Origin of the sequence: Microbacterium sp. AISO3, assembly GCF_002204305.1 — a bacterium.
Classification (GTDB): Bacteria; Actinomycetota; Actinomycetes; order Actinomycetales; family Microbacteriaceae; genus Microbacterium; species Microbacterium arborescens.
The window spans coordinates 62,943-87,838 of sequence record NZ_NHRF01000002.1 but is presented as its reverse complement, the minus strand read 5'-3'; the positions used below and the strand labels follow the sequence as shown (position 1 = coordinate 87,838).

30 protein-coding genes are annotated in these 24,896 nt (G+C 69.5%); 4 read left to right on the top strand and 26 right to left on the bottom strand.

Annotation, left to right across the window (positions count from 1 at the left end; translation table 11 throughout):
• Window positions 1-58 precede the first annotated feature (58 nt).
• Together CBF90_RS03240 and CBF90_RS03235 are read right to left on the bottom strand one after the other, a co-directional pair.
• Window positions 59-1,000, bottom strand: a complete 942-nt coding sequence (locus CBF90_RS03240; RefSeq protein WP_088379919.1) for a tetratricopeptide repeat protein — start codon at window positions 998-1,000, stop codon at window positions 59-61.
• A complete protein-coding gene (locus tag CBF90_RS03235; protein ID WP_172407782.1) occupies window positions 1,001-2,785 on the bottom strand; it encodes a glycosyl transferase in 1,785 nt (594 codons plus the stop codon). It lies immediately after the preceding gene.
• 155 nt (window positions 2,786-2,940) lie between these two features.
• Between CBF90_RS03235 and CBF90_RS03230 the strand changes: the two genes are divergently transcribed.
• Window positions 2,941-4,011, top strand: coding sequence for an AI-2E family transporter (locus CBF90_RS03230; RefSeq protein ID WP_023950933.1), 1,071 nt, complete (start codon window positions 2,941-2,943; stop codon window positions 4,009-4,011).
• Between the two features lie 3 nt (window positions 4,012-4,014).
• Here CBF90_RS03230 and CBF90_RS03225 read toward each other — a convergent pair whose 3' ends face one another.
• From CBF90_RS03225 to rpsB, 9 genes are all read right to left on the bottom strand, one after another.
• The gene (locus CBF90_RS03225) at window positions 4,015-4,734 is read right to left on the bottom strand and encodes an alpha/beta hydrolase (RefSeq protein WP_088379917.1); all 720 of its coding nucleotides are present in this window, start codon (window positions 4,732-4,734) and stop codon (window positions 4,015-4,017) included.
• On the bottom strand, window positions 4,731-5,012 hold the full coding sequence (locus CBF90_RS18740; RefSeq protein WP_023950937.1) for a hypothetical protein: 282 nt from the start codon (window positions 5,010-5,012) through the stop codon (window positions 4,731-4,733). The genes CBF90_RS03225 and CBF90_RS18740 overlap by 4 nt, the downstream gene beginning before the upstream one ends.
• A gap of 9 nt (window positions 5,013-5,021) precedes the next feature.
• Window positions 5,022-5,687, bottom strand: coding sequence for a transglycosylase SLT domain-containing protein (locus CBF90_RS03215; RefSeq protein WP_242435573.1), 666 nt, complete (start codon window positions 5,685-5,687; stop codon window positions 5,022-5,024).
• 63 nt (window positions 5,688-5,750) lie between these two features.
• Window positions 5,751-6,320, bottom strand: coding sequence for a DivIVA domain-containing protein (locus CBF90_RS03210; protein ID WP_023950941.1), 570 nt, complete (start codon window positions 6,318-6,320; stop codon window positions 5,751-5,753).
• Window positions 6,317-7,327: a phosphatidate cytidylyltransferase gene (locus CBF90_RS03205; RefSeq protein WP_064956631.1), complete on the bottom strand. Its 1,011-nt coding sequence runs from the start codon at window positions 7,325-7,327 to the stop codon at window positions 6,317-6,319. The genes CBF90_RS03210 and CBF90_RS03205 overlap by 4 nt, the downstream gene beginning before the upstream one ends.
• A 5-nt stretch (window positions 7,328-7,332) precedes the next feature.
• The gene (gene frr, locus CBF90_RS03200; RefSeq protein ID WP_064956632.1) at window positions 7,333-7,887 is read right to left on the bottom strand and encodes a ribosome recycling factor; all 555 of its coding nucleotides are present in this window, start codon (window positions 7,885-7,887) and stop codon (window positions 7,333-7,335) included.
• A gap of 54 nt (window positions 7,888-7,941) precedes the next feature.
• Window positions 7,942-8,661 (bottom strand): UMP kinase, encoded by a 720-nt coding sequence (pyrH, locus tag CBF90_RS03195; RefSeq protein WP_023950947.1) that lies wholly within the window; start codon window positions 8,659-8,661, stop codon window positions 7,942-7,944.
• Between the two features lie 87 nt (window positions 8,662-8,748).
• Entirely contained in the window at window positions 8,749-9,576 is an 828-nt protein-coding gene (tsf, locus tag CBF90_RS03190; RefSeq protein ID WP_023950948.1) for a translation elongation factor Ts, read from the bottom strand.
• Between the two features lie 105 nt (window positions 9,577-9,681).
• Entirely contained in the window at window positions 9,682-10,563 is an 882-nt protein-coding gene (rpsB, locus tag CBF90_RS03185) for a 30S ribosomal protein S2 (RefSeq protein WP_088379916.1), read from the bottom strand.
• A 277-nt stretch (window positions 10,564-10,840) separates the two neighbouring features.
• Between rpsB and CBF90_RS03180 the strand changes: the two genes are divergently transcribed.
• Window positions 10,841-11,359, top strand: a complete 519-nt coding sequence (locus CBF90_RS03180; RefSeq protein WP_088380043.1) for a murein hydrolase activator EnvC — start codon at window positions 10,841-10,843, stop codon at window positions 11,357-11,359.
• A gap of 3 nt (window positions 11,360-11,362) precedes the next feature.
• Here the strand turns inward: CBF90_RS03180 and CBF90_RS03175 are convergent, their stop codons facing one another.
• The 10 genes from CBF90_RS03175 to CBF90_RS03130 all read right to left on the bottom strand — a co-directional run bounded on the left by CBF90_RS03175 (window position 11,363) and on the right by CBF90_RS03130 (window position 19,101).
• A complete protein-coding gene (locus CBF90_RS03175) occupies window positions 11,363-11,935 on the bottom strand; it encodes a DUF3060 domain-containing protein (RefSeq protein WP_088379915.1) in 573 nt (190 codons plus the stop codon).
• Between the two features lie 80 nt (window positions 11,936-12,015).
• Window positions 12,016-12,927, bottom strand: coding sequence for a tyrosine recombinase (locus CBF90_RS03170; RefSeq protein WP_088379914.1), 912 nt, complete (start codon window positions 12,925-12,927; stop codon window positions 12,016-12,018).
• A gap of 58 nt (window positions 12,928-12,985) precedes the next feature.
• Window positions 12,986-14,185 (bottom strand): DNA-processing protein DprA, encoded by a 1,200-nt coding sequence (dprA, locus tag CBF90_RS03165; protein ID WP_088379913.1) that lies wholly within the window; start codon window positions 14,183-14,185, stop codon window positions 12,986-12,988.
• Window positions 14,182-15,726, bottom strand: a complete 1,545-nt coding sequence (locus tag CBF90_RS03160) for a YifB family Mg chelatase-like AAA ATPase (protein WP_088379912.1) — start codon at window positions 15,724-15,726, stop codon at window positions 14,182-14,184. Before CBF90_RS03160 ends, dprA begins: the two co-directional genes overlap by 4 nt.
• Window positions 15,723-16,085, bottom strand: a complete 363-nt coding sequence (locus CBF90_RS03155; protein WP_088379911.1) for a YraN family protein — start codon at window positions 16,083-16,085, stop codon at window positions 15,723-15,725. The genes CBF90_RS03160 and CBF90_RS03155 overlap by 4 nt, the downstream gene beginning before the upstream one ends.
• Before the next feature lie 90 nt (window positions 16,086-16,175).
• Entirely contained in the window at window positions 16,176-16,499 is a 324-nt protein-coding gene (locus tag CBF90_RS03150; protein WP_023950963.1) for a DUF2469 family protein, read from the bottom strand.
• Between the two features lie 63 nt (window positions 16,500-16,562).
• Entirely contained in the window at window positions 16,563-17,222 is a 660-nt protein-coding gene (locus CBF90_RS03145) for a ribonuclease HII (protein ID WP_088379910.1), read from the bottom strand.
• Window positions 17,219-17,962, bottom strand: a complete 744-nt coding sequence (lepB, locus tag CBF90_RS03140) for a signal peptidase I (protein ID WP_023950967.1) — start codon at window positions 17,960-17,962, stop codon at window positions 17,219-17,221. Before lepB ends, CBF90_RS03145 begins: the two co-directional genes overlap by 4 nt.
• Window positions 17,963-18,103: 141 nt before the next feature.
• Entirely contained in the window at window positions 18,104-18,451 is a 348-nt protein-coding gene (gene rplS / locus CBF90_RS03135; protein ID WP_023950969.1) for a 50S ribosomal protein L19, read from the bottom strand.
• Between the two features lie 155 nt (window positions 18,452-18,606).
• The gene (locus tag CBF90_RS03130) at window positions 18,607-19,101 is read right to left on the bottom strand and encodes a hypothetical protein (protein ID WP_064956776.1); all 495 of its coding nucleotides are present in this window, start codon (window positions 19,099-19,101) and stop codon (window positions 18,607-18,609) included.
• A 52-nt stretch (window positions 19,102-19,153) separates the two neighbouring features.
• On the opposite strand from CBF90_RS03130, the gene map reads away from it, so the two are divergent.
• The gene (gene map, locus CBF90_RS03125) at window positions 19,154-19,936 is read left to right on the top strand and encodes a type I methionyl aminopeptidase (protein WP_023950973.1); all 783 of its coding nucleotides are present in this window, start codon (window positions 19,154-19,156) and stop codon (window positions 19,934-19,936) included.
• Between the two features lie 29 nt (window positions 19,937-19,965).
• Here map and trmD read toward each other — a convergent pair whose 3' ends face one another.
• Genes trmD through rpsP form a run of 4 tightly spaced genes read right to left on the bottom strand, consistent with a single transcriptional unit; the run spans window position 19,966 to window position 21,951 of the window.
• A complete protein-coding gene (gene trmD, locus CBF90_RS03120; RefSeq protein WP_088379909.1) occupies window positions 19,966-20,670 on the bottom strand; it encodes a tRNA (guanosine(37)-N1)-methyltransferase TrmD in 705 nt (234 codons plus the stop codon).
• A gap of 1 nt (window position 20,671) precedes the next feature.
• Window positions 20,672-21,289 (bottom strand): ribosome maturation factor RimM, encoded by a 618-nt coding sequence (gene rimM, locus CBF90_RS03115; RefSeq protein ID WP_023950976.1) that lies wholly within the window; start codon window positions 21,287-21,289, stop codon window positions 20,672-20,674.
• A 1-nt stretch (window position 21,290) separates the two neighbouring features.
• Window positions 21,291-21,521, bottom strand: coding sequence for an RNA-binding protein (locus tag CBF90_RS03110; protein ID WP_023950977.1), 231 nt, complete (start codon window positions 21,519-21,521; stop codon window positions 21,291-21,293).
• Between the two features lie 4 nt (window positions 21,522-21,525).
• Window positions 21,526-21,951 carry a 30S ribosomal protein S16 gene (gene rpsP, locus CBF90_RS03105; RefSeq protein ID WP_023950978.1) on the bottom strand — a complete coding sequence of 142 codons (426 nt, stop codon included), beginning with the start codon at window positions 21,949-21,951 and terminating at the stop codon, window positions 21,526-21,528.
• Window positions 21,952-22,134: 183 nt separating this feature from the next.
• Between rpsP and CBF90_RS03100 the strand changes: the two genes are divergently transcribed.
• Window positions 22,135-23,304, top strand: a complete 1,170-nt coding sequence (locus CBF90_RS03100; protein WP_023950979.1) for a glutamate--cysteine ligase — start codon at window positions 22,135-22,137, stop codon at window positions 23,302-23,304.
• 16 nt (window positions 23,305-23,320) lie between these two features.
• Here the strand turns inward: CBF90_RS03100 and ffh are convergent, their stop codons facing one another.
• Window positions 23,321-24,874, bottom strand: a complete 1,554-nt coding sequence (gene ffh / locus CBF90_RS03095) for a signal recognition particle protein (RefSeq protein WP_064956639.1) — start codon at window positions 24,872-24,874, stop codon at window positions 23,321-23,323.
• Between the last annotated feature and the right edge of the window lie 22 nt (window positions 24,875-24,896).

Genomic DNA, 24,896 nt, shown 5'->3' with positions numbered 1-24,896 from the left:
ACGCGGCGGGCCCGGGGCATGTCACGATGGTGACGGCCCCGGGCCCGTGTCGTCGGCGTCAGAACATCAACGATGTCAGGCGGCGACGCGCGGCGAGAACGCGCGGGTCGCCGTCTCCCACGAGCCCGAAAAGCTCGAGAAGCCGATCGCGCACCGTCGCCCGAGCCTCACCGTCGGCCGCCGCGAAGAGATCGAGCAGTCGCCCGAAGGCATCATCGACGTGCCCGCCGGCAACGTCGAGGTCGGCGACGCGAAGCTGCGCCTCGACGTCCAGCGGAGCGGATGCCGCGGCGGCGCGCGCCTCTCCGAGATCGAGCCCCTGCACGCGATCGAGCAGCTTCACCTGCCCGAGCCCGGCCTGAGCGTCGGCATCGCGGGGGTTCTCCGCGAGCGCGCGCTCGTAGGCGCTGATGGCGCGCGGGTAGTCGCCGGCCTCGATCGCGGCATAGGCCTCGGCGTGCAGCGGGGGCAGCGGGGCCTCGGCGTTCTCTTCAGCCGACTCCGTTCCCTCGTCCGCCGGAACGGTGCCGGTCACACCGTGCTGGGCGGCGAGCTGCAGCAGCTGCGCGAACACTTCGCGTACCTGCTGCTCGGGAACGGCGCCGGTGAACAGCGGCACGGGCTGGCCGGCGACGAGCGCGACGACCATGGGAATGGACTGGGCCCGGAACCCCTGCGCCAGCTGCGGGTTCGCGTCGACGTCCACCTTCGCCAGGACCACCCGGCCGGCGAGCTCCGTGACGACCTTCTCGAGGACCGGGCTCAGCTGCTTGCACGGCCCACACCACTCCGCCCAGAGATCGACGACGACCGGGACGGTCCGCGAGAGCTCCAGGACTTCGCCGAACGTCTGGTCGGTCACGTCGAAGATCAGACGCGAACCGCCGCCCGCCGGCTGCTCGGCGGCGGCGCCGGCCGGAGCAGGCGCCGCGGGACGATGACGCAGCGACGACAGATCGAGGGCTCCGCGGAGCACGGCACTGGGAGACGGATCGCTCATTCAGACAACCTTCGCTGAGAGGACATTGGAACGGTAACCGAGGAACTGGATCGGCTCGGACGAGCCCGCACCGGGCACGAAGAAGAACAGCTGGTCGGCGTAGGTCGTGGTGAAGCCGGTCGAGGACTGCGACACGCCGGTCAGGGCGCTGGCCACGGGGTTGGTGTCGGGGACGTTGATGACGGCGTCGGGATTGCTCGGCGTGAACGTGTGGTCCTCGGTGATCGTCACCGCGACGACCGCGCCGCTCTCGAGCGTCTGCAAGGCGATGGGCGCCTGCGTGCCGGCCTGCGTCGTGAAGGAGACCGTTCCCGTCTCGGCACCGGTCTGATTGAAGTCGTTGACGATCTGCTCGCGGTTCGACGCGACGCCCGAGCGGAAGGCATCCCCCTCCGCCTCGAAGAGTCGGGCGTACGGGCTCGCGTCACCGTTGGTGAGCAGGTCCGCATACGCCGCGGCGAGATCCTTCGGCGGCAGCACGAGGAACGGCGAATCGGGTGCGACTTGCGCAGCACCGAGGTAGGCCGGCGCGAGCTCCGGGAACGAGTCGGTTGCCAGCTCCGCGATGTAGCCGAGCTTGTAGTTGGACCACGGGTCCTGCTGGCTGACCGTCATGATCGTGTCCGACGCGCCTTCGCCGCCGTCGACGACCGCGAGGAAGGTCCGAGGCCACTTGTCGAAGGTCTCCGGCAAGAGGATCTCGAGCGGCTCGGCCGGAACGGGAGGCAATGGCGCCCGATCCGCGATCTTCGACCGCAGGGTGTAGTTGGTCTCGCGCTCCGCGAGAGCGGGTCCGGCGAGGCGCGTCGCCGCCAGCGCGGCGTCGGCGCTCGCGTCGGCCGTCGAGACGTCCTCGGCGATGCGGGTCAGAATGCGCTCCGCCTGCTGCTGGGTCACGGCGGGTGGCGCCTGGTCGGGATCCGCGACGACCGTCGCGGTGGGAGAGGGCGTCGGGCTCGGCGCGAGCTGGGGCCAGGCGTCGGCGGAACACCCGGACAGCGCGACGACCGACACGAGCGGAAGGGCGAGCAGCGCCTGCCGGCCGCGGGTGAGTCGTCGGCGCGGCGGCGTCGACGAGATGACGCCCTTCGCCTCGTCCTCCACGGTGAGGTCGATGGGCTGCGTGGCGGTCATGGGGAGGCCCTTCCGTCGCGGACCGCGCGACCGGCGCAGGTGGCGCCAGCCGAGCGCGTACATGACGATGCCGAAGGCGAGGAGGATCCCGCCACCGACGATGAGCGGGCCGGCCCACGGCGTGTTCGACTCGATGGGCCAGGTCACCTGGATGTCGGCGGGCGCGGCGGCCGTACCGTCCGACGCGATGAGGACGCTCATGTCCTCCGGCAGCTGCAACGAGGTCGTCAGTGCGTCGTCGCGCTGGAACTCCTCGAGCCACAGGTCCGAACCGACGGGTGACGGCATCGCGGGGACGGTGCCGTCCGCACTCGGCGAGGGCGCGGAGGCGGCGGCGACCTCGGTCGTCGTGATGGCGCCCTCCTCGTCGACGCCGAGCCGCGTGTAGTCCGTGCGCGCGAGCCACGCGGTCACGTCGGAGGTCCGGCCGTACGCGGCGAAGACGGTGCCGGAACCCTGCACGCTCAGCGACTGGGCTCCCGGCCGCGATGTCAGGACAGACCCGTCGATGAGCGTGAACGGCGCGTCCGCGGCCACTGTCACCGACTCGGTCACGCTCTCGGGTCCGCGCAGGATCGTACGCTGCGCGATGCCCGCACCGATCATGACGGTCGCCAGGACGAACGCGACAACAGCCCACACGAAACGCACGAAGAAACACCTCTCCACATCCGGAACGGGACCACCGAACGCTTGATCGACGTTCCAGAGTATCGAAAACGACCTGAAAAGGTCGTGAAAGGGGCGCCTCCCGGCGAAACCCCGCACGGATCGTAAAGTGAGGTGATTCGACCCCGGAGGCGTTCGTGAAGATCCAGAACCCGTTTCGCACCGCGCTGATCGCCACCCTCGGCGTCGGCGTCGGCATCGTGATCATCGGGGGGATCCAGACCCTCTCGACGATCCTCCTCTATGTCGGCACCGCCCTCTTCCTCGCGCTGGGTCTCGATCCCGTGGTCTCCTGGCTCGAGCGACGACGACTGCCGCGCTGGGCCGCGCTCCTCATCACGTTCGCCGCACTCCTCGCCGCCTTCGCCGGCATCATCCTGATGGTCGTGCCGATCATCGTGTCGCAGATCAGCCAGCTCGTCGCGGCCATCCAGGATCTCGTCACCAACGGCAACTGGGACCCGGTCAACGCCGTCAAGGACTGGCTGACCGTCACGTTCCCGCAGCTGAACGTCGACGAGCTCTTCCAGTACCTCTCCGACTGGTACAACTCGCTCGACATCGGGGCGATCGGCGGGTCCATCACCGGGTCGATCATCCTCATCGGCGGCGGGATCATCAGCGGCTTCACGGGCGCCGTCATCGTGCTGATCCTGACGATCTACTTCACGGCATCGACGCCCAACCTGAAGGCCGCGGTCTATCAGCTCGTCCCGGCATCGCGGCGTCCGCGTTTCATCGACCTCGCCGAGCAGATCACCGCATCCGTCGGCTTCTACGTCATGGGCCAGGTGTCCCTCGGCGTCATCAACGGTGTGCTCAGCGCGATCTTCCTGAGCGTGATCGGGGCGCCGTTCCCCGCCGTGCTCGCGGTCATCGCCTTCTTCTTCTCGCTCATCCCGCTCGTGGGAACCCTCACAGGCTCGGCGATCATCGTGCTGACCTGTCTGATCCCGGGGCTTTCCGAGCCCCAGACGGCGCTGTGGGCGGCGATCTGGTACCTCGTCTACATGCAGGTCGAGGCGTACTTCATCTCTCCGCGCATCATGAATCGGGCGGTCTCGATCCCCGGTGCCGTCGTGGTCATCGCGGCCTTGGCCGGGGCTGCGCTGGGGCAGCTCCTCGGAGCGCTCGTGGCGATCCCGGTGGCAGCCAGCATCCTGATCATCTACCGTCAGGTCGTCATCCCGCGGCAGAACGAACGCTGACGATCAGTCGTCGTCCCACTCCTCCGCGAGCGGCAGGGCGTCGGGGTTGACGGCGGCGACGATCTCGGTGAGGACGCGACGGGTCTGGTTCTCCCCCACCCACAGATGCTTCCCGCCCTCGACCGCGATGAGGGTGGCGTGCGGGATCGCCGCGAATCGCTCGCGCGCTTCGGCCGGCCTGAGGTAGTCGTCGAACTCGGGCACGACGATCACGACGTGTCGCTCATCGTCGGCCCAGGCAGCGACCTCGTCGGCGGTGGCGCGGTGCAACGGCGGCGAGAGCAGGATCACGCCCTCGATGTCATGGTCGCGCCCGTACTTGAGGGCGAGTTCCGTGCCGAACGACCAGCCGACGAGCCAGGGTCGGGGCAGTCCCCGCTCGCGCACGAAGGCCATCGCGGCGGCGACATCGAAGACCTCGCCGACACCGCCATCGAATGCACCCTCGCTCGTGCCACGCGGCGAGGTGGTCCCGCGCGTATTGAAACGCAGCACCGCCAGGTCGGCGAGGGCCGGGAGCCGGCCCGCAGCCTTGCGCAGGATGTGCGAGTCCATGAAGCCGCCCGCTGTCGGGAGCGGATGCAGCGTGACCAGCGTCGCGACCGGGTCGCGGTCCTGCGGCAGCGCGAGCTCACCCACCAGCGTCAGGTCGTCGAGCGTGTGCAGCTCGATGTCCTCGCGCCGCGCCGGGAGCTGAACGGGTCCACGGATCTCGAAGCTCATGCGATCCTCCAACATGCTGAATGCCAATGCCGACGCGCGGCCAGATCCGCGGCGTCGCCCAGGACGCCGTCCGCGCGCCAGGCGACCACGTGCGCCGTCCCCGGCGTGATGTCACGCCCGCAGCCGGGGCACGTGTAGGTCTTCTGCGCCTGCGCCGCCGACACGGGTTGGACGGTCCATTCGACGCCACGACGCGTCTCCGACCGCTTCCAGCCGCTCAGCAGCCGCTCGAGCGAGTCATCGCGCGGCTCCGGCCGTCGCCTGTTGGAACGGGGCATGGGGCACCGTCACCACCAGTGGTTGCTGGACCAGAATGCGTACGCCTCGCTCCAGCTGCCGTAGCGCCCCACGGCGTAGCCGTTGGCCCACCTGAGGTTGTCGACGGGGTCGTATCCGCTGCCCGGGACCTTGCTGCAGGGATAGGCCTGCACCAGCCCGCACGCGCCCGACGAGGCGTTCGTGGCGTTCGGGTTCCAGCTGCTCTCGCGCGAGACGATGTAGTCGACGTATCCCCAGTCGCCCTCGGGGATGCCGGCGGCGCTCAGCCAGTCGGTCGACGATCCGCCACCGCTGTACATGACCGGCGCGGATCGCGACGTCCCCGCGCTCTCACCGTCGACCGGGGTCGGGGTCGGCGTCGGCGTCGGGGTGGGCTTGGGCGCCACGTAGACGGTGAATCCGCTGCGGTCGAGGTGCGCCGGGGCGGGAGCCACGGCGTCGGTTGCGAGCGCCTGAGCGTCACCGCGGGAATCGGCCCACAGCGAGACGACCTCGACCGGCTTCTCCTGCGCGGCCGCGAGCGCCGTCCCGAGCGGGGCGAGGGCTCCGCCGGCCATGCCGAGCGCTGCGACGGCCGCGAAGACGGCGGACACTCCGCGCCGGCGCGACCAGCGCGCGGGGGCCGACGACGACGGGACGCGCGCGACCGGTGTGCGCGTCGTGCGTCGGGTCACAGTCCAGCGAGAAGTCACAATGCCCTCGAGTTTAGCGAGGCGGGGGTCATCTCTCCATCAGACTCACCCGATGGCGAGGATGACGGACACGACCCCGTCGAGCACGGCGTCCACCTGCGCTTCGCGGTAGCCACCGCGCTGCATCCGGAAGGCCACCGAGCGCACCTGCTCCACGGTGAGGGGCTCGCCGGACTCGAGGTACCGCGCGATGCGGTCCGCGACGAGATCGACCTCGTCCATCCGGTAGCCGTAAGACAGCACGCTCACGCGGTCGAACCGCCGGCGCTGGGGGCGAGACAGCCGGTCGAGGATCTCCTGAGCGAGATTCCGCGAGCGACCGACCCACGCGCGGGCACCGGCGCGCGACAGGGCGCGTTCCCGCTCCCGTGCGGCAAAGGCATCCTCGATCCGTCCGATCGCCGCATCGACGGGCGCGACGGCGTATCCCCCGCGCACGAGCGGAAATGCGGTCGCGCGGATCGCGGCGGAGTCGAGTTCATCCTCGTCCGACGATTCGAACGCCTCGCGAGCGCGACGCAGGAAAGCGTCGACGGCGGCCCGGTCGTATCCCTTCGCGCGCCCGTGCACCTCGGGGAACGGGCTCGCGGACAGGGAACTCTCGGTCGAAGTCATGACATCACCAGGGGGGACAGAGCGTGGAACAGGACGAGCGCGACGACGGTGGACGGCAGGATGGAATCGAGACGGTCGAGCACTCCCCCGTGGCCCGGCAGCCACGAGCTCATGTCTTTGATCCCGAGATCCCGTTTGATCATCGATTCGGCCAGGTCGCCCACCGTCGCGGAGCCGAGGATCACCAGACCGATGATCACCCCCGTCCAGGCGGGCAGTCCCAGAAGCAGCCAGGCGAAGCCGACCGCGACGAGCACGGCCACGACGCCCGCTCCCGCGAAGCCCTCCCAGGTCTTCTTCGGGCTGATCCGCGGGGCCATGGGATGCTTGCCGAACGCGAGGCCCGCCGCATAGGCGCCGGTGTCGGCACCGACCACCACCGCGATCATCGCGAGCACCCAGAACTCACCGCCGTCCTCACGCAGGAGGATCAGCAGCAGACTGCCGAGGAAGGGCACGTAGAGCTGCACGAAGCCGCTGATGAGCACGTCGCTGAGCACCTGCCCGTAGCGGCGGCTCTCGACGCTCACCATCTGCGCCATGAGGCGCCAGACGATGACCGACACGACGGCGGCGAACACGACCACCCAGTGGGTGCCGGCATCGAGGAGGAAGCCGGCCGCCAGGACCGCGGCGCCGGCCACGAGCTGCGGCACGACATCGACCCGACGGCCCGCGGCCTGCAGGGCCCGGACCAGTTCGAACACGCCGAGAAGAGCGACAGGGATCGCGAAGAGGACGAAGACCCACTTCACGAAGATGAGCGACCCGATGACCACGACGCCGATCGCGATGCCGATCAGGATCGCCACGAACAGATTGCGCCCCGTACGCGCGTTGATGCGCTCGTTGGCCTGCTCGAAATCAGCGCGAGCCTTGCCGATCTGGTGCTCGAACTCCGTCCGAGCGGCGCGCACCTGATTCTGGAACGTCGAATCACCGTGCTCGCGCGAACGGGAGCGCTCCCGCTCTGATCGAGACGGGGCGTCGTCGCCGGGTGCGCTCATCGGTCTCAGACCTCGAGGAGCTCGGCCTCTTTGCGCTTGAGCGCGTCGTCGATGAGGTCGACGTGAGCGCGCGTGAGCCCGTCGAGCTCCTTCTCTGCGCGCACGAGCTCGTCCTCGCCGACCTCGCTCTTGAGACCGTCGAGTTCGTCCTTCGACTTGCGCCGGATGCCGCGGAGGTGGACCTTGTGGTCCTCGCCCTTCGAGCGGACGAGCTTCACGTACTCCTTGCGGCGCTCCTCGGTGAGCTCGGGCATGGTGACGCGGACGATGTTGCCGTCGTTCGTCGGGTTCACGCCCAGGTTCGGGGTGTCGCGGATGGCCTGCTCGATCGCCTTCAGCGCCGACTTGTCGTAGGGCGTGACGATGATCGTCCGCGCCTCGGGCGTGTTCAGCGAGGCGAGCTGAGCGAGCGGAGTCGGCGACCCGTAGTAGTCGACGAGGATCTTCTGGAACAGCGCCGTGTTGGCCCGCCCCGTTCGCACGGTGGAGAAGTCCTCCTTCGCCGCCTCGACGGCGCGTTCCATGCGGGCTTTCGTGTCAGCGAGGATCTCGGGGATCACGTCACTCCATTCGTCGGTACGTCCGGTCAAGTCTAGTCTGCGGGCGGATGCCGCTCACACGGTGACGAGCGTGCCGATGCGCTCGCCCAGCAGGGCGCGGGTGACGTTGCCGGCCGGCTCCATGCCGAACACGCGCATGTCGATGCGGTTGTCCATGCAGAGGCTGAAGGCGGTCGAATCCACGACCTTGAGCCCGCGCTGCAGCGCCTCGCCGTACGTGATGCTCTCGATCTTCTGCGCCGTCGGATCCTTCTTCGGGTCGGCGGTGTAGACCGCGTCGACGCCGTTCTTGGCGACGAGCACCTCGTCTGCCTTGATCTCGAGCGCGCGCTGGGCGGCGACGGTGTCGGTCGAGAAGTAGGGCAGGCCCGCGCCGGCTCCGAAGATCACGACGCGCCCCTTCTCCATGTGGCGCTCCGCGCGGCGTGGGATGTAGGGCTCGGCGACCTGCGTCATCGAGATGGCCGACTGCACACGCGTCGCAGCCCCCGCCTGCTCGAGGAAGTCCTGCAGCGCGAGGGCGTTCATGACGGTGCCGAGCATGCCCATGTAGTCGGCACGGCCGCGGTCCATACCGCGCTGGCTCAGTTCGGCTCCGCGGAAGAAGTTCCCGCCGCCGACGACGATCGCGACCTCGACCCGGTCGACCGCCTCGGCGATCTCGCGGGCGATCTGACCGACGACGTCGGGGTTGACGCCCAGCTGGCCGCCCCCGAACGCCTCGCCCGAAAGCTTCAGCAGGACGCGACGGCGCCCGGTCTTCTCATCGTTCATCGTGTCCCTCTCGTCGCTGTGTTGCAGAGTATCGCCCGGATGGGCATGGAAAAGGCCCGCATCCGAGGATGCGGGCCTTTCGGGCAATTACGCGCCGACCTTGAACCGAGCGAAGTCGGTGATGGTGATGCCGGCATCCTTCGCGACCTGCGCGACGGACAGCTTGTTGTCCTTCGCGTAGTCCTGGTCGAGCAGGGCGACCTGCTTGAAGAACGCGCCCACGCGGCCCTCGACGATCTTGGGCAGAGCAGCCTCGGGCTTGCCCTCGTTGCGGGAGATCTCGGTGACGATCTCGCGCTCCTTCTCGACGTCGGCCTCGGGAACGTCCTCGCGCGACAGGTAGCTGGGGTTCGCGAACGAGATGTGCTGCGCGATCGAGCGAGCCGTCTCGGCGTCCGAGCCGGAGTACGCCACGACGACGCCGATCTGCGGGGGCAGGTCCTTGCTCGTCTTGTGGAGGTAGATCTCGAACGCGTCGCCGGTCAGCGTGCGCACGCGGCGCAGCTCGACCTTCTCGCCGATGATGGCGGCCTCATCGTTGATGAGCTGCTCGATCGTCTGACCCGAAGCGTCGGCGGCGAGGGCGGCCTCGACCGAGTCGGCGGATGCGGCGGCAGCAGCGTCGGCGACCTTGTCGGCCAGCGCGATGAAGCGGTCGTTCTTCGCGACGAAGTCGGTCTCGCAGGCGAGCTCGACGAGGGTGACCTTGCCGTCCTGCTCGCGCGCGACGACGAGGCCCTCGCTCGTGGAGCGGTCGGCACGCTTCGCGTTGCCCTTCGCGCCCTTGAGGCGGAGGATCTCGACGGCCTTCTCGACGTCGCCGTCGGCCTCTTCGAGGGCCTTCTTGGTGTCGACCATTCCGGTGCCGAGCTGCTCGCGAAGAGCCTTGATGTCGGCGATGGTGAAGTTTGCCATGAGTGGCGGCTCCTTCTGTCTGTGGGAGATCTCGTGGATGCCGATCGGCGCGGCCGGGCTCAGCCGCGGCCGCGCCGATCGTAGCGGGTCAGGAAGACGCGCTGATTACTTCTCGGTGGCCTCGGCGGCGACGGTCTCGGTCTGCGCCTCGGCGCCGGCCTCGTCGGCGGGCGTCTCGGTCGCGGCGACCTCGGCGGCAGCGCCCTCGACCACAGCGGTCTCAGCCGGAGCGCTCTCGAGCAGCTCGCGCTCCCAATCGGCGAGGGGCTCGGCCTCGGCCGACTCGTCGGACGGCTGGTGACGCTGGATGAGGCCCTCGGCCGCGGCGTCGGCGATGATGCGCGTGAGCAGGCTCACCGAGCGGATCGCGTCGTCGTTGCCGGGGATCGGGTACTGGAACTCGTCGGGGTCGGCGTTCGTGTCGAGGATGCCGATCACGGGGATGCCGAGCTTCTTGGCCTCGTCGATGGCGAGGTGCTCGCGCTTGGCGTCGACGACCCAGATGGCCGACGGGGTCTTCTGCAGGTTGCGGATACCGCCGAGCGACTTGTGCAGCTTGTCGAGCTCGCGCTTCTTGAGCAGCAGTTCCTTCTTGGTGAAGCCGCTGGCAGCCGGGTTCTCGAAGTCGAGCTCCTCGAGCTCCTTCATGCGGGCGAGGCGCTTCGAGACAGTCTGGAAGTTGGTCAGCAGACCACCGAGCCAGCGCTGGTTGACGTAGGGCTGCCCCACGCGGGTCGCCTGCTCGGCGATGACTTCCTGCGCCTGCTTCTTGGTGCCGACGAAGAGGATCGTGCCGCCGTGGGCGACCGTCTCCTTGACGTACTCGTAGGCGCGGTCGATGTACGACAGCGACTGCTGCAGGTCGATGATGTGGATGCCCGAGCGCTCGGTCAGGATGAAGCGCTTGACTTTCGGGTTCCAGCGGCGGGTCTGGTGCCCGAAGTGAACGCCGCTGTCGAGCAGCTGGCGAATGGTGACGACGGCCATGGCCGTTCTCCTTCTGTTTCGGTTGATTCGCCGGGCCGACGGCCCGGTACTCCTGGCGCCCGACGCACTTCCGCTCGCCGCCGGAGCGGGAGACCTGGGGAAGATGCGCCACGATCGGAGAACCGATCGCTCAGGGCACGCGTAGTCACCTCGACGAGCGAGGTGCGGTGATCAGTGTAGCAGTGAGCCGCTCCTCCCCGAGGCGCGCGGCGGTCGGCTTCTCCACGTGTCGGCTCTCCGCACCGTCCGCGCTCGGCACGGGCTCGAGACTCGGCACATGATCCGCCGTGTCGTCCGAAGCCTCGCCGCAGCTCTCGTCGTGGTGAGCCTGCTCCTCCTCGGCGATCCCGGGTCCGACCCGGGTACCCATGCGGATGCCGTTCCCGCCCCGCCGTCGGGGTGGACGATGCCACTCCGACAGCCCACGGTCGTCCGTGGATTCGAAGCCCCCGCGCACGAATACGCGCCCGGTCACCGCGGCGTCGACCTGTCGGGCCCGGACGCCGAGGTCCTCGCCCCGGCCGGCGGGACGATCGCCTTCGCCGGCCCGGTGGCGGGCCGGCCCGTCGTGACGATCGATCACGATGACGGCCTGGTGACCAGCCTCGAGCCGGTCGAGACGACGCTCGCGCCGGGAACCGCGGTGGCCCGCGGAGAGCCGGTGGGCACCGCGGCCACCGGTGGTCATGTCGGCGACCGCGGCATCCATTTCGGCATCCGCCGCCACGGGGAGTACATCAACCCGCTCATCATGGTCGCCGGCCTGGCCCGGCCGGTCCTCTTGCCGTGCTGCTGAGCGTCAGCCGATCGCGTTGCGGTCGCCGCTCTGCGTGACCGCCCCGAGACGGTCGGCTTCGACCCGGTTGTCGTTGCCCGACACCGACACGGCGCCGACCTCATCGGCCTCGACGGTGTTCCGGTCGCCCGCGACGGCGAGAGCGCCGACGACGGCGGCATCGACGTCAGCGGACTGCCCCGTGACCTCGAGCGAGTCGACGGAGCCGAGGTCGATCTCGAGGCGATCGCCGCTCGCGACCACACGGCCGATACGCGCTCGTTCCAGGTCGACGTCGAGCGCGGTGCCTTCGATCCGGACCAGATCGCATTCGCCGGCGAAGGAGACGTCGAGGTCGTTTCCGCGGATCGTGAGCACGCCGTCGACACACGAGACTTCACCTGCCTCGGGCGCAGCGGGAGCCGTCGCGCCCGGCGACACGTCCGAGGTCGTCGGTGACACGGGAGAGGGGGCGGGTGCCGTCCGGGGCGCGGTGGGGCGGACGATACGGTCGGGCTGGTCCGAGGATGCCGGTGTGCACGATGCCAGCATCGCGACGAGCGCGATCGCCCCCACGACGACGGCGGGCGTTCTCATACGCGTCTCCTCACGGTGTTCCCGGTCCCTCACGGTGAGCCCGGTGGCTCCACGCTACGACGCTCCGGCACGGCGCACCGTCAGGCCCGAGGATGAGCTTGGCGATAGGCGGCGGCGAGCCGCTCCCCCGACACGTGCGTGTAGATCTGCGTCGTGCCGAGGCTTGCGTGCCCGAGGATCTCCTGAACGGCGCGCAGGTCGGCGCCGCCATCCAGCAGATGCGTCGCGGCGGAATGTCGCAGGGTGTGCGGCCCGACCGCATCCACCCCGAGTGCGGGGGCGAGCTTCTCCGAGACCGTCGCGTACACGCCGCGCGGGGTCAGCCGGCCTCCGCGTGAGCCGAGGAACACCGCGCGGGCCGCCCCCGTGGCGCTCGCGGCGCGCGCCGCGAGCACCGGGCGCCCGCGCACCATGTACGCCTGCACGGCGTCGAACGCCGGACCGCCCACCGGAACGACCCGGTCTTTATCGCCCTTGCCGGTGACGCGCGCCGTGCGCCGTGCGCTGTCGACGTCGTCCAGGTCGAGCCCGCACAGCTCGGACACGCGGATGCCCGTCGCGTACAGCAGCTCGAGGATCGCGTGGTCGCGGAGGAGGACCGGGTCTCCGTCGGCGGCCCGCACCCTCAGATCGTCCAGGACCGCCGCCATAGTCTGGGCGGTCGCGACCTTGGGCAGGGTTCGCGCGCGCTTCGGCGACGCGAGGCGCAGCGCGGGATCGCTGGCGATCGCGCCGCGCTCGGTCGCCCACGCGAAGAAGCCGCGCGCGGTCGCGGTTCGGCGAGCCAGTGTCGAGCGCGCGTCGCCCCGTTCACTCGCGCGCCAGACCCAGTCACGCAGCACCTCGATGTCCACCTCTTCGAGCTCGATGTCCCCCGACGCCGCAGCCAGATCGACGAGATCGTTGCGGTAGGCCCGGACGGTGTTCTCCGACAGCCTGCGGACGCGCAGCAGATGCTCCGCATACGCCTCCGCCGCCTCCGAGATGAGCATGCAGCCAGCATGACCGATACGCCGGTGCCGCCGGGCCAGGCTCGCGGGCCGCCGACCTTCAGCTCGCCGTTCGACGCCACCCACGCTCGTCGGACACGACTCGGCCGTCGAGCGTGAGGAGCCCCAACCAGGCGCTCACCTCCTCGCCGGCCACGCCGCAGCGCCGAGCGATCTCCGCGACGTTGCGGGGCGTTCGTGTGCTCAACGCGTCGAGCACCCTCGTGGCATCGTCTGTACGGCCGTCGCCCTCGACAGCCACGGCAGGGCCGGCCTGATTCGACCATCCGAGCATCTCCCGCACGTCTTCCGCGCTCGTGATGCACCGGCCGTCGTATTCGCGGAGGATCCGGTGGCATCCTGCCGAAGCCGCCGAGGTCACCGGCCCCGGCACTGCCCCGAGGGCCCGCCCGAGCGCCGCTGCGTGGCCCGCGGTGTTCAACGAACCCGACCGCCACCCCGCCTCGACCACCACGGTGGCATCGGAGAGCGCGGCGATGAGCCGATTGCGCTGCAAGAAACGCCACTTCGTCGGCGCCGTGCCGCATGGCACCTCGCTCACGACCACACCGCGCCGCGACACGTCCGTCAGCAGGCCGGCGTGCCCCGACGGGTACGCCTTGTCGACGCCGCCGGCCAGCACGGCGATCGTGACGCCGTCGACCGCGAGGCACGCCCGGTGCGCCGCTGCGTCGATGCCGATGGCGGCACCCGAGACGATCGTCGCACCGCCGACGGCGAGGTCTCCCGCGATCTCCGCCGCGACCTGCACCCCGTATGGCGTCGCAGCACGGGCGCCCACGAGCGCGACAGCCGTCGAGGCCGTCGTCGCCTTCGCCGCCGTCGCGAGCTCGTCCGTGTGCCCGCGTGCCCACAGGGCGACAGGAGCATGGATGCCGAGCTCGTCGACGTGCGCCGGCCACGCCGCATCCTCCGGGACGACAAGCCTGACGCCCACCCGCCGGGCCCGCTCGATCGGATAGTGATGGTCATCCTGGCGCGGCCGCCAGCGGGCACACGCGCGGCGCCAGTCCCCCACGCTCAGGTCGAGTTCCGGCGGAGGCGCGTCATCGCGCAGGGCGCAGTCGAGCGCACGGGCAGCTCCCAGCCGTTGGATCGAGAGTCCAGCGACGCCGTCACCGGGTTCCGCGAGCACCGACCACCGGGCCCGGGCCCAGCGCTCCTCACGGCTCTCGGGGTCCTCGAGGTCATCGGCAGGCACGAGCCCCGCCAGCGCGGCGCGCGCGTCGTCGCCGCTCACTGCTGCAGCCCCTTCTTGAGGAACAGCGCGCGCCCGACGTCACCCGCGGTCAGGCGCTCGCGACCGGCGAGGTCGGCGACCGACCACGCCACCCGCAGCACCCGGTCGTAGCCGCGCAGCGTGAGTGCGCCGCGCTGGAGCGCCGCATCGAGGGGAGCGCGGACGCGCGGCTCGGGTGCAAGCGGTCCATCGCGCAGCCAGGCTCCGGAGACAGCGGCGTTCGTCCGCCAGGGCGTCGCCGCCAGCCGCGCTGCAGCCTGCGCTCGCGCGGCCGCGACCTGCTCCCGCGCTTCGGCCGTGGTCATGTGCGCAGGAGCGCGCGCCGTCAGGTCGGCCAGCGAAACCCGCGCGAGCGAGAGCTCGATGTCGATGCGGTCGAGCAACGGACCCGAGAGGCGACCCAGATAGCGGCGGATCGCGAGCGAGGGGCACGAGCACGTGCCGCCGCGGACGCCGTACTGTCCGCACGGGCAGGGGTTGGTGGCGAGGACCAGCTGGAACCTCGCCGGAAGCGTCGCCCGGAACCCCGCCCGGTGGATGTCGATCGATCCTGCCTCGAGCGGCTGACGGAGAGAGTCCAGCGCGTGGGCACTGTACTCCCCAGCCTCGTCGAGGAACAGCACACCTCCACTCGCCCGAGCGATCGCTCCCGGCCGCAGCGACCTGCTGCCACCGCCAACGAGCGCCGCGACGCTCACGCTGTGATGCGGCGCCTCGAACGGAGGCACTCTGCTCAGGCTGTCGACGACCGTGCCCGACAGCGAGCGTATCGATGCCACCTGCAGGGCGGTCTCGTCATCGAGCGCGGGCAGAAGCCCGGGCAGGCGGCGTGCGAGCATGGTCTTCCCGGCACCGGGCGGACCGCTCATGAGCAGATGGTGGCCGCCGGCTGCCGCCACGACGAGCGCGTCGATCGCCTCCTCCTGCCCCCGGATGTCCGAGAGATCGTCGACAGGCAACCCATCCCCGCTCGCTGCGTCCGCGGCCGGTACCGGCACCTCGGGAACCGCCTCGTCGTCGCCATCGATCTCGAGCCCGTGCCAGCGCGCGACGCCCGCAAGGGTGCGGCATCCGACGACGCGAATCCCGTCGACGAGCGCGGCTTCGGCTCGGCAGGCCTCGGGAACGATCACCGTCCGTCGTCCCGCCCGTGCCGCGGCGATGACAGCGGGCAGCACGCCCGGAACCGGGCGGAGGCGCCCGTCGAGGCCCAGCTCGCCGATGTGGACGGTGTCGGCGAGCGACGCCGGGTCCATCGGCAGCTCTGTCGCCAGCGCAGCCGCCGCGATGGCGACGTCGAAACCCGCCCCCTGCTTCGGCAGGCTCGCCGGCGAGAGGTTGACCGTCACGCGACGCCGCGACAGCGGCAGCCCGCTGTTCTGGCAGGCGTTGTGCACGCGCTGCTGCGCCTCGGCGAGGGCCCGGTCGGCGAGACCGACGATGCGGAACGCGGGCGTCTGATTCGACAGGTCGGCCTCGACCTCGACGAGGTCGCCCGCCAGACCCGTGAGCGAGACCGCCCACGTGCGGCCGAGGCTCACCGCAGATCCTCGACGTGCTCGAGCACCGCAGCCTCGACGTCGTCGCCGGTGATGCCGATGACGTCGAGGCGTATCCGGCGCCCGCGCACCTCCCCCGGATGCGCGGCGATCCACGCGCACGCGAGGCGCCACAACCGGTCCTTCTTGCGATCATCGACCGCCTCGAACGGGTGCCCGTACGCCGCGGTCCGCCGGGTCTTGACCTCGACGATGACGAGCTCGTCGCGCGACACCGCGACGATGTCGATCTCACCCTGCCGATCGCGCCAGTTGCGGTCGCGTATCTCGTAGCCGAGGCGGGTCAGGTGCCGCGCAGCCCGCTCTTCACCGGCGCGGCCCCGGTCGTCTTTCGCTGCCATACGAGAACTCTCGCGGGGCGACGGAGAGCCTGGGCGCCATAGCTCCGCGACCGTGCAGAACGGGCTCGGAGACGGTCCTGGGGAGGAAGGTCAGCTGTCGAGCGAAAGCTCGTCGGGCAGCTCGAAGTCGCGACGCTGAAGCTCCTCGACGTTGACGTCCTTGAAGGTCAGCACCCGCACGGACTTCACGAAACGATCGGCCCGGTAGATGTCCCACACCCACACGTCGTTCATCGTCAGTTCGAAGTAGAAGTCGTGCTCGGTGTCGCGCCGGACGACATTGACGTCGTTCGCGAGGTAGAAGCGACGCTCGGTCTCGATCACATACTGGAACTGCGAAACGACGTCGCGGTACTCCTTGTAGAGCGCCAGCTCCAGCTCGCGGTCATAGTCTTCGAAGACTTCGTCATCCATGGTGCTTCCATCCTAGGCGGCGGCAGCACGACGTTCTCGTCCGGGCGACCCCGGGCACCGAGGTCAGAAGAGCGTCGGCGCGTCGGCGATCGCCCACGACGCCCGGTGATGACGCGATAACCCGTGCTCACGGATCGCCGCGCGATGGAGCGCGCTGGCGTAACCCTTGTTCCGCGCCCACTCGTACATCGGCGTCTCATCGTGCAGGTCGGTCATATGGGTGTCGCGGTCCACCTTCGCGATGACCGATGCCGCCGCCGCACTGGCGCAGTCACGGTCGGCCTTGATGATCGTCTTCACGGTCAGGCCCGGTCCGGCCATCGGGCTCACGTAGTCGTGGTTGCCGTCCAGGATGACGACGGTCTCCGGGGCGAAGGGGTCGACAGCACCGAGACCCTGGATCGCTCGGACTGCAGCGAGTCCGAGCGCCCGCATGATCCCCATCTCGTCGATCTCTCCCGGCGTGGCCGACCCCACCGCCGACGCCATGACCCAGTCGGCTGCTCGCACCGCCAGCTCGGGCCGGCGCAGCTCGGTCACGAGTTTCGAGTCGCGAAGCCCCTCGGGGATCCGGCGGCGCGCGCAGCGCGCGTCGAGCACGGCGGCACCGACCGAGACCGGGCCCGCCAACGCACCGCGCCCGACCTCGTCGAGAGCGATGACGAACTCGTGTTCGCGCAGCAGCCGCCGTTCGACGGTCAGCCGGGGCGCGACGACGGTCATCGTCCTTCGGGCGCGGGCACACCCGCGAAGACGTCGTGGTGGAAGTCGATGAGGCCGAAACGGTCGAGCGGCCAGGTGATGAGGAAGGCGCGCCCCACGACATTGTCGAGCGGGACGAACCCCTGCGAAGGCTGGTCGCGGTTGTAGCGCGAGTCCCGCGAATGATCGCGGTTGTCGCCGAGCACCCACAGCGAGTTCTCGGGCACCGTCACGTCGAACGGCACCTCCTGCGGAGCCGATTGCCCGTCCGCGAGCGAGACGTACGAGGACTCGTCGATGGGAACGTCGTTCACCGTGATCTGGCCGACGGCATTGCAGCAGACGACATGGTCGCCCGGCATCCCGATGATCCGCTTGATCAGGTGATCCTTGCTGTCGGGAGCCGACAGCCCGACGACGGAGAGCACCCAGTCCATGCCCTCCACGAGCGGCGGGCGGGCGGGCTCGACCGTGGCCGGGAGCCATCCACCGGGGTCGCGGAAGACGACGACGTCGCCGCGGGCATACCCGCCGAATCGCGGCGTGAGCTGGTCCACCAGGATCCGGTCGTCCTTCAGCAGCGTCCGCTCCATCGACCCGGATGGGATGTAGAACGAACGGACGAGGAACGTCTTGACCAGGAACGACACCGCGAGTGCGATGGCGACGATCACGAGGATGTCGCGAAGCAGCAGGCCGAGGCGACGTGATCGTGAACGCGCAGGCTTCGGCGCCTGCGCGGCAAGGTCATCGGTGGTCATTCATCGCCTCTCATCCGACTCTCCCGCCGGGGAGCCTTACCCAGGGTCGCACATTCCGCGACCATCACCGGTCACCGCGCAGCGGAGACGACGGATGCCCCGAGCCTGAGCCCGGGGCATCCAGAGAATGCGTCGCTGCGATCAGCGGTCGCGCTTCTCCTTGATCTTGGCCTTCTTGCCACGCAGGTTGCGCAGGTAGTACAGCTTGGCGCGACGCACGTCACCGCGCGTGACGACCTCGATGTGGTCGATCACGGGGCTGTGGACGGGGAACGTACGCTCGACGCCGACCTGGAAGCTGATCTTCCGGACGGTGAAGGTCTCGCGCACACCGTCGCCGGAGCGGCCGATGACGACGCCCTGGAAGACCTGGATACGCGAGCGGTTGCCCTCCGTGATGTTGACGTGCACCTTGACGGTGTCGCCGGGGGCGAATGCGGGGATGTCGCTGCGCAGCGATGCTGCGTCGACGGAGTCGAGGATCTGCATGATCTGTTCTTCCTGCGACCGCCTCAGGTCGACCACGAGAGAGTTGAATAAGGATGCGGTGCCCCGGGCACCCGCCGGGCGCCGCTCCCCTGAGGCAGAGATCTGTCAGGGCACAAGCGTTCATTCTGCCATGCCGGGCCCGGCCGACCAAAACGTCAGCTGTCGCTGCGTCGGACCTCTTCGATGATCACGACCTTCTCGTCGGCACGACGTTCGGTCGTGGGCCGCATCGCCTCACGCAGGTAGGCGGGATCGGTGGCGACGGAGAACAGCGAGACGGGACGCGCTTCGCGGAAGAGCTGCCAGAGCGACACCCAGAAGACGCCGAGGAAGGCGGCGACTGCGGCGAGAAGCAGCGGCCAGAAGGCACCCTCGGGGTAGAACCCGATGGCGATGATGAGTGCGTGCCACAGCGTGAACACGAGTACGTCCCACCACGACAGCATCCGCGAGTGTCGAACGGTGCCCCGGGCCCGCACCAGCAACGTCGTCACGAGCTGACCGACGAGAACGGCCGGCACCGCGATGAAGAGGACCCAGAGGAACACCCAGCCGCTCGCGCCCGAGATGGCCCAGCCCACCACGAGCCACAGCGGCAGCACCAGAGCCGCCGGAAGGAGCCAATGGAAGAGCGCGCGTCGCAGCCACATGCTCCCGATGCTACGCCGGTCCGGCAGGATAGAAGCTGAAGAGAGGATCACGATGATCGAGCTGCGCACCCCTGCCGAGATCGAAGCGATGCGCCCCGCGGGACGTTTCGTCGCCGAGACGCTGGCGACCCTCCGCGACGAGACGAAGGTCGGCACGAACCTCCTGGCGATCGACCGGCGCGCGCACGACCTGATCCGCCGCGCCGGCGCCGAGTCCTGCTACATCGACTACCACCCGTCGTTCGGCGCCAGCCCGTTCGGCAAGGTCATCTGCACGTCGATCAACGACGCCGTGCTGCACGGCCTGCCCCACGACTATGCCCTCCGCGACGGCGATCTCGTCACACTCGACTTCGCCGTCTCCGTCGACGGCTGGGTCGCCGACTCCGCGGTGTCGTTCGTCGTGGGAACCCCGCGCGACGAGGACCTCGCACTGATCGACACGACTGAGCGCGCTCTCGACGCGGCGATCGGCGCCGCCGTGGTCGGCAACAAGATCGGCGACATCTCCCACGCGGTCGCGACGGTCGCGCGCGCCGACGGCCTGTCGATCAACACGGACTTCGGCGGCCACGGCGTCGGACGCGAGATGCACGGCGACCCTCACGTGCCCAACGACGGCAAGCCGGGCCGCGGCTACCCGCTGCGTGCGGGTCTCGTCGTCGCGCTCGAGCCGTGGTTCCTGCAGAGCACCGACAAGCTGGTCACGGATGCCGACGGCTGGACGCTCCGCAGCGCCGACGGATCGCGGGGTGCGCACTCCGAGCACACCGTCGCCATCACCGCGGACGGTCCGGTCGTCCTCACCGACCGGTCGTTCCTCGGCGTCGACTGACGCGTCCCTCGACCCGACCGGCTTCCGGCTCAGGCTTCGGAGTCGTCCGCGGGAAGCAGGTCGGGACGGCGCTCGCGCGTCCGCTCGACCCGCTGGGCGTGCCGCCACTCCGCGACGCGCCCGTGATGCCCGCTGAGCAGGACGTCCGGCACATCGTGACCGCGCCACGATGCGGGCTTCGTGTACGAGGGGTACTCCAGCAGCCCGTCCTCGTGAGACTCCTCCACGAGGCTCTCGGGATTGCCGACGACGCCGGGGATCAGTCTCCCGATCGCCTCGATCATCGCCATCGAGGCGACCTCTCCCCCGTTGAGGACGTAGTCCCCGAGACTCATGAGCCGGACATCGCCGAGCGTCGCCGCGTAGGTGAAGACGCGTTCGTCGATTCCCTCGTAGCGGCCGCAGCCGAAGACCAGGTGCGACGCTCCGCTCAGCTCGCGCGCGGTGCTCTGCGAGAATCGCTCGCCGGCAGGCGAAGGGAAGATGAACGTCGGGCGATCGCCCGCGTCCGCCACGATCGCATCCAGTGCAAGCCCCCACGGCTCGGGCTTCATCACCATCCCCGCACCGCCGCCATACGGGGTGTCGTCGACGGTGCGGTGCCGATCGGTGGTGTAGTCCCGCAGGTCGTGCACGCGGACGTCGAGGAGGCCGGCGCCGCGCGCCTTGCCGAGAAGGGAGACCTCGAGGACGTCGAAGAATGCGGGGAAGATCGTGACGACGTCTACGCGCACGTCAGTCCTCGGAGGGGGCGTCGTCGCCGTCCCGGTCGGATGCCGCGCCGGAGGCGTCGTCAGCTTCCTCGGCCGGAAGGTCTTCGAACAGCCCCGCCGGCGGGGTCACGATGACCCGGCCCGCAGCGACATCCACTTCGGGCACGATCGCCTTGACGAACGGCACGAGGATCTCGGTGTCGTCGCCGTCGCGCTGGACGATGAGGAGGTCCTGCGCGGGGAGATGATCGACGCGTGCGATGCGTCCGACCCGCTCGCCGTCGCGCACGACGTCGAGGCCGACGAGCTGGTGATCGAACCAGGCGTCATCCTCGACCGTGGCGTCGCCGTCCTGGTCGACCCAGAGGATGGCCTTGACGAGGCTCTCGGCGGCATCGCGGTCGTTGACGTCCTCGAGGAAGAGAACGGGGTGCGAGTTCATCCACCGGAACTCGCGGACGGTCACGGACTTGCCGTGCCAGGGAGACGCCTCGGGGACCTGCAACGTGAACGTCGCGCCCGGCACGAAGCGGCCGTCGGGATCATCGGTGTAGAGCTCGAGCTTGAGTGCGCCCTTGAGGCCGTGCGCCTTGACGAGGCGCCCGACGCGCAGCTGTGTGCGAGCGGGGTCGGCGGCCATGTCAGTCGTCCGCGACGTCGACGCGAACGCGCGTGCCGTCGGCAAGCGCGGAGATCAGCGCCCGCAGCGCCTTGGCGGTGCGTCCGCCGCGCCCGATCACCCGTCCCCGGTCGTCGGGGTGCACGCGCACCTCGAGGACCTCGCCGCGGGGCGACGAGGAGGAACGGATGACGACGTCATCAGGGTGATCGACGATCCCCTTGACGACGTGCTCGAGCGCGGCGGACAGCAACGGATTACTCCGCGTCGGTCGCGTCGGCGGCGGGAGCCTCGTCGGCGGGAGCCTCAGCGGCGGGCTCCTCGGCCTTCTTGGCGGCCTGCGGCTTGATGACCGACTTCTTCGACGCGTCTGCGACGAATTCGCCCTTGGCCTCGGCCGTGCGGACGGTCGAGACGGCGTTCTTGTCGCCCTTGAACTTGCCCCAGTCGCCCGTGAGCTTCAGCAGCGCGGTGACCTGCTCGGTCGGCTGAGCGCCGACCGACAGCCAGTACTGGGCGCGGTCGGAGTCGACCTTGATGATCGAGGGCTCCTCGGTCGGGTGGTACTGACCGATCTCCTCGATCACGCGGCCGTCGCGCTTGGTGCGCGAGTCGGCGACGACGATGCGGTAGTAGGGCGCGCGGATCTTACCGAGGCGCTTGAGACGGATCTTGACAGCCACAATTCTCCTGAGTGGTGTGATGTGAAGTGAACGTCGCCTGGAGCGTGGGGTGCACACCCGGCGGGAGCTCTGAGGGTGGACCTTCCCGCCGGATAGAGGGTCGAGCGAGCGGTCCAACCGTCTATTTTGCCAGATGATGACGGTCGTCGCGAACCGCACCGCACCGCGTGTCAGACTGAGCGCATGACGGTCCCCTTCGCCACGTCTGCCCGCTCCTCCGTGGGCATCGAGTGGGAGTTGATGCTCGCCGACCGCGACACCGGGGATCTCGCGCCCCGGGCGCCCGAAGTGCTCGCCGAGGTGGAGGATTCCTCCGCACTCGAGCGCTACACGATCACCGGCGAGCTGCTGACGAACACCATCGAGGTGACCAGCGGGGTCGGCGACACGGTCGCCGCGGCTGTCGACGACATCGATGACGCCATCCAGCGGGTGCGCGAATTCGCCGCACCGCGCGGCCTCGAGATGCTCTGCGCCGGAAGTCACCCCTTCGCCCGATGGTACGAGCAGCAGATCACCGACAAGACCCGCTACCACAAGCTCATCGAGCGGACCCAGTGGTGGGGCCGGAACATGATGATCTGGGGCATCCACATCCACGTCGGCGTCGAGGACGTCAACAAGGTGTTCCCCCTCATCAACGCACTGTCGCTCTACCTCCCCCACCTGCAGGCCCTGTCGGCGTCGAGCCCGTTCTGGGCCGGCGACCGCACCGGATACGCGTCCAACCGGGCCCTCGTCTTCCAGCAGCTGCCGACCGCCGGCCTGCCGTGGAGCTTCACACAGTGGAGCGACTTCGAGAGCTACCTCGACGGCATGGTCCGCACGGGCGTCATGGAGGACGCCTCGGAGGTGCGCTGGGACATCCGCCCCGCTCCCAAGTGGGGAACGATCGAGATCCGCGCCTGCGACGGGATGTCGACCCTCCCCGAGCTGGCGGCCGTGGCATCCCTCGTCCAGGTCCTCACCGAGCATCTCTCACGGCAGCTCGATGAGGGCCGCGAGCTCCCGACGATCCCGCCGTGGTTCGTCCGCGAGAACAAGTGGCGGGCAGCTCGGTACGGGCTGGACGCGCGTCTGATCGTCGATGCCGACGGCACTCAGCGCCACGTCGCCGACCACCTCCGCGACACGATGGCCGAACTCGAGCCGATCGCCGAAGAGCTGCACTGCGCGCGCGAGTTCCGTGGATTGAACACGATTCTCGATCAGGGGGCCAGCTACCTCCGTCAGACGCGCGTCGCGGATGCCGCCGACGGCGACCTTCGCGAGGTCGTCCAGCACCTGATCCGCGAGTTCCGCGACGGCCCCACGCTGCGCCAGCATTTGGCGAAGCCGGACGTCGGCCGCTGAGCCGGGCCCGCTCGACTCAGCCCTTGCCGAAGAGCTTCTGGATCTCGGCGAGGTCGGCCTCGCTCGGCTGAGCCTGCCCGGCTGCCCCCAGACCGAAGCCCGAGCCGGTCGGCGCGGTCGCGGTCGCGAGGCCCGCGTTCTCGGCGGCGCGCTTCGCGGGGTTGCCCGAACGGGAACCGCCCTTGTTCTTGGCCTGCTTGCCACGCTTGCTCGAGGCGCCGGGCTTGCCGCCCATCGGCCCCATCCCCGGGATGTTGGGAACGCCCCCGCGCGCGACCGTCTTCATCATCTTGGCCGCCTGCTCGAACCGCTGGACCAGCTGATTGACGTCGGTCACCGTCATCCCCGATCCGCGCGCGATGCGCAGGCGACGCGAGCCGTTGAGGACCTTCGGGTTGCGGCGCTCCGCGGGGGTCATCGACCGGATGATCGCCTCGGTGCGGTCGATCTCGCGCTCGTCGAACTGCTCGAGCTGCTGCTTCATCTGCCCCATGCCCGGCAGCATGCCGAGCATCTTCTTCATCGACCCCATCTTCTTCATCTGCTGAAGCTGGTCGAGGAAGTCTTCGAGCGTGAACTGCTCCTTCGCGAGCTTCTCGGCGACCGCGAGGGCCTCCTGCTCGTCGAACGCCTGCTGCGCCTGCTCGATCAGGGTGAGGATGTCACCCAGGTCGAGGATGCGGCTGGCCATGCGATCGGGGTGGAAGGGCTCGAGGTCGTCGAGGCCCTCGCCCGTGGAAGCGAAGATGATCGGGCGCTGAGTCACAGAGGCGACCGACAGAGCGGCACCGCCTCGGGCGTCGCCGTCGAGCTTGGAGAGGACGACGCCGGTGAAGTCGACACCCTCCTGGAACGCCTTGGCGGTGTTGACCGCGTCCTGACCGATCATCGCGTCGATGACGAAGAGCACCTCGTCGGGATCGGTGGCCTTGCGGATCGAGGCGGCCTGCTTCATCAGCTCCGCGTCGACGCCCAGGCGTCCCGCCGTGTCGATGATGACGACGTCGTGCTGCTGGCGGCGTGCATGCTCGACACCGTCGCGTGCGACGCGCACGGGGTCGCCGACGCCGTTGCCGGGTTCGGGAGCGTAGATGGCGGCACCGGCACGCTCGGCCACGACCTGGAGCTGGTTCACGGCGTTCGGACGCTGGAGGTCGCACGCGACGAGGAGCGGCGTGTGACCGTCCTTCTCGAGCTGCTTGGCGAGCTTGCCGGCGAACGTTGTCTTTCCCGAGCCCTGGAGACCCGCGAGCATGATCACGGTCGGCGGGTTCTTCGCGAACTGCAGGCGGCGCTGCTCGCCGCCGAGGATGCCCACGAGCTCCTCGTTGACGATCTGGACGACCTGCTGCGCCGGGTTCAGCGCGCGATTGACCTCGTCGCCGAGCGCGCGCTCGCGCACCTTGGCGGTGAACTCCTTGACCACCGCGAGAGCGACGTCGGCGTCGAGAAGCGCACGGCGGATCTCACGGACGGTCTGGTCGACGTCAGCCGCCGAGAGCTTTCCCTTGGTGCGGAGATTCCGGAAGGTCTCGGTAAGACGGTCGGAGAGCGTGCCGAAAGTTGCCATGATCCCTCGATTCTATGCGAGA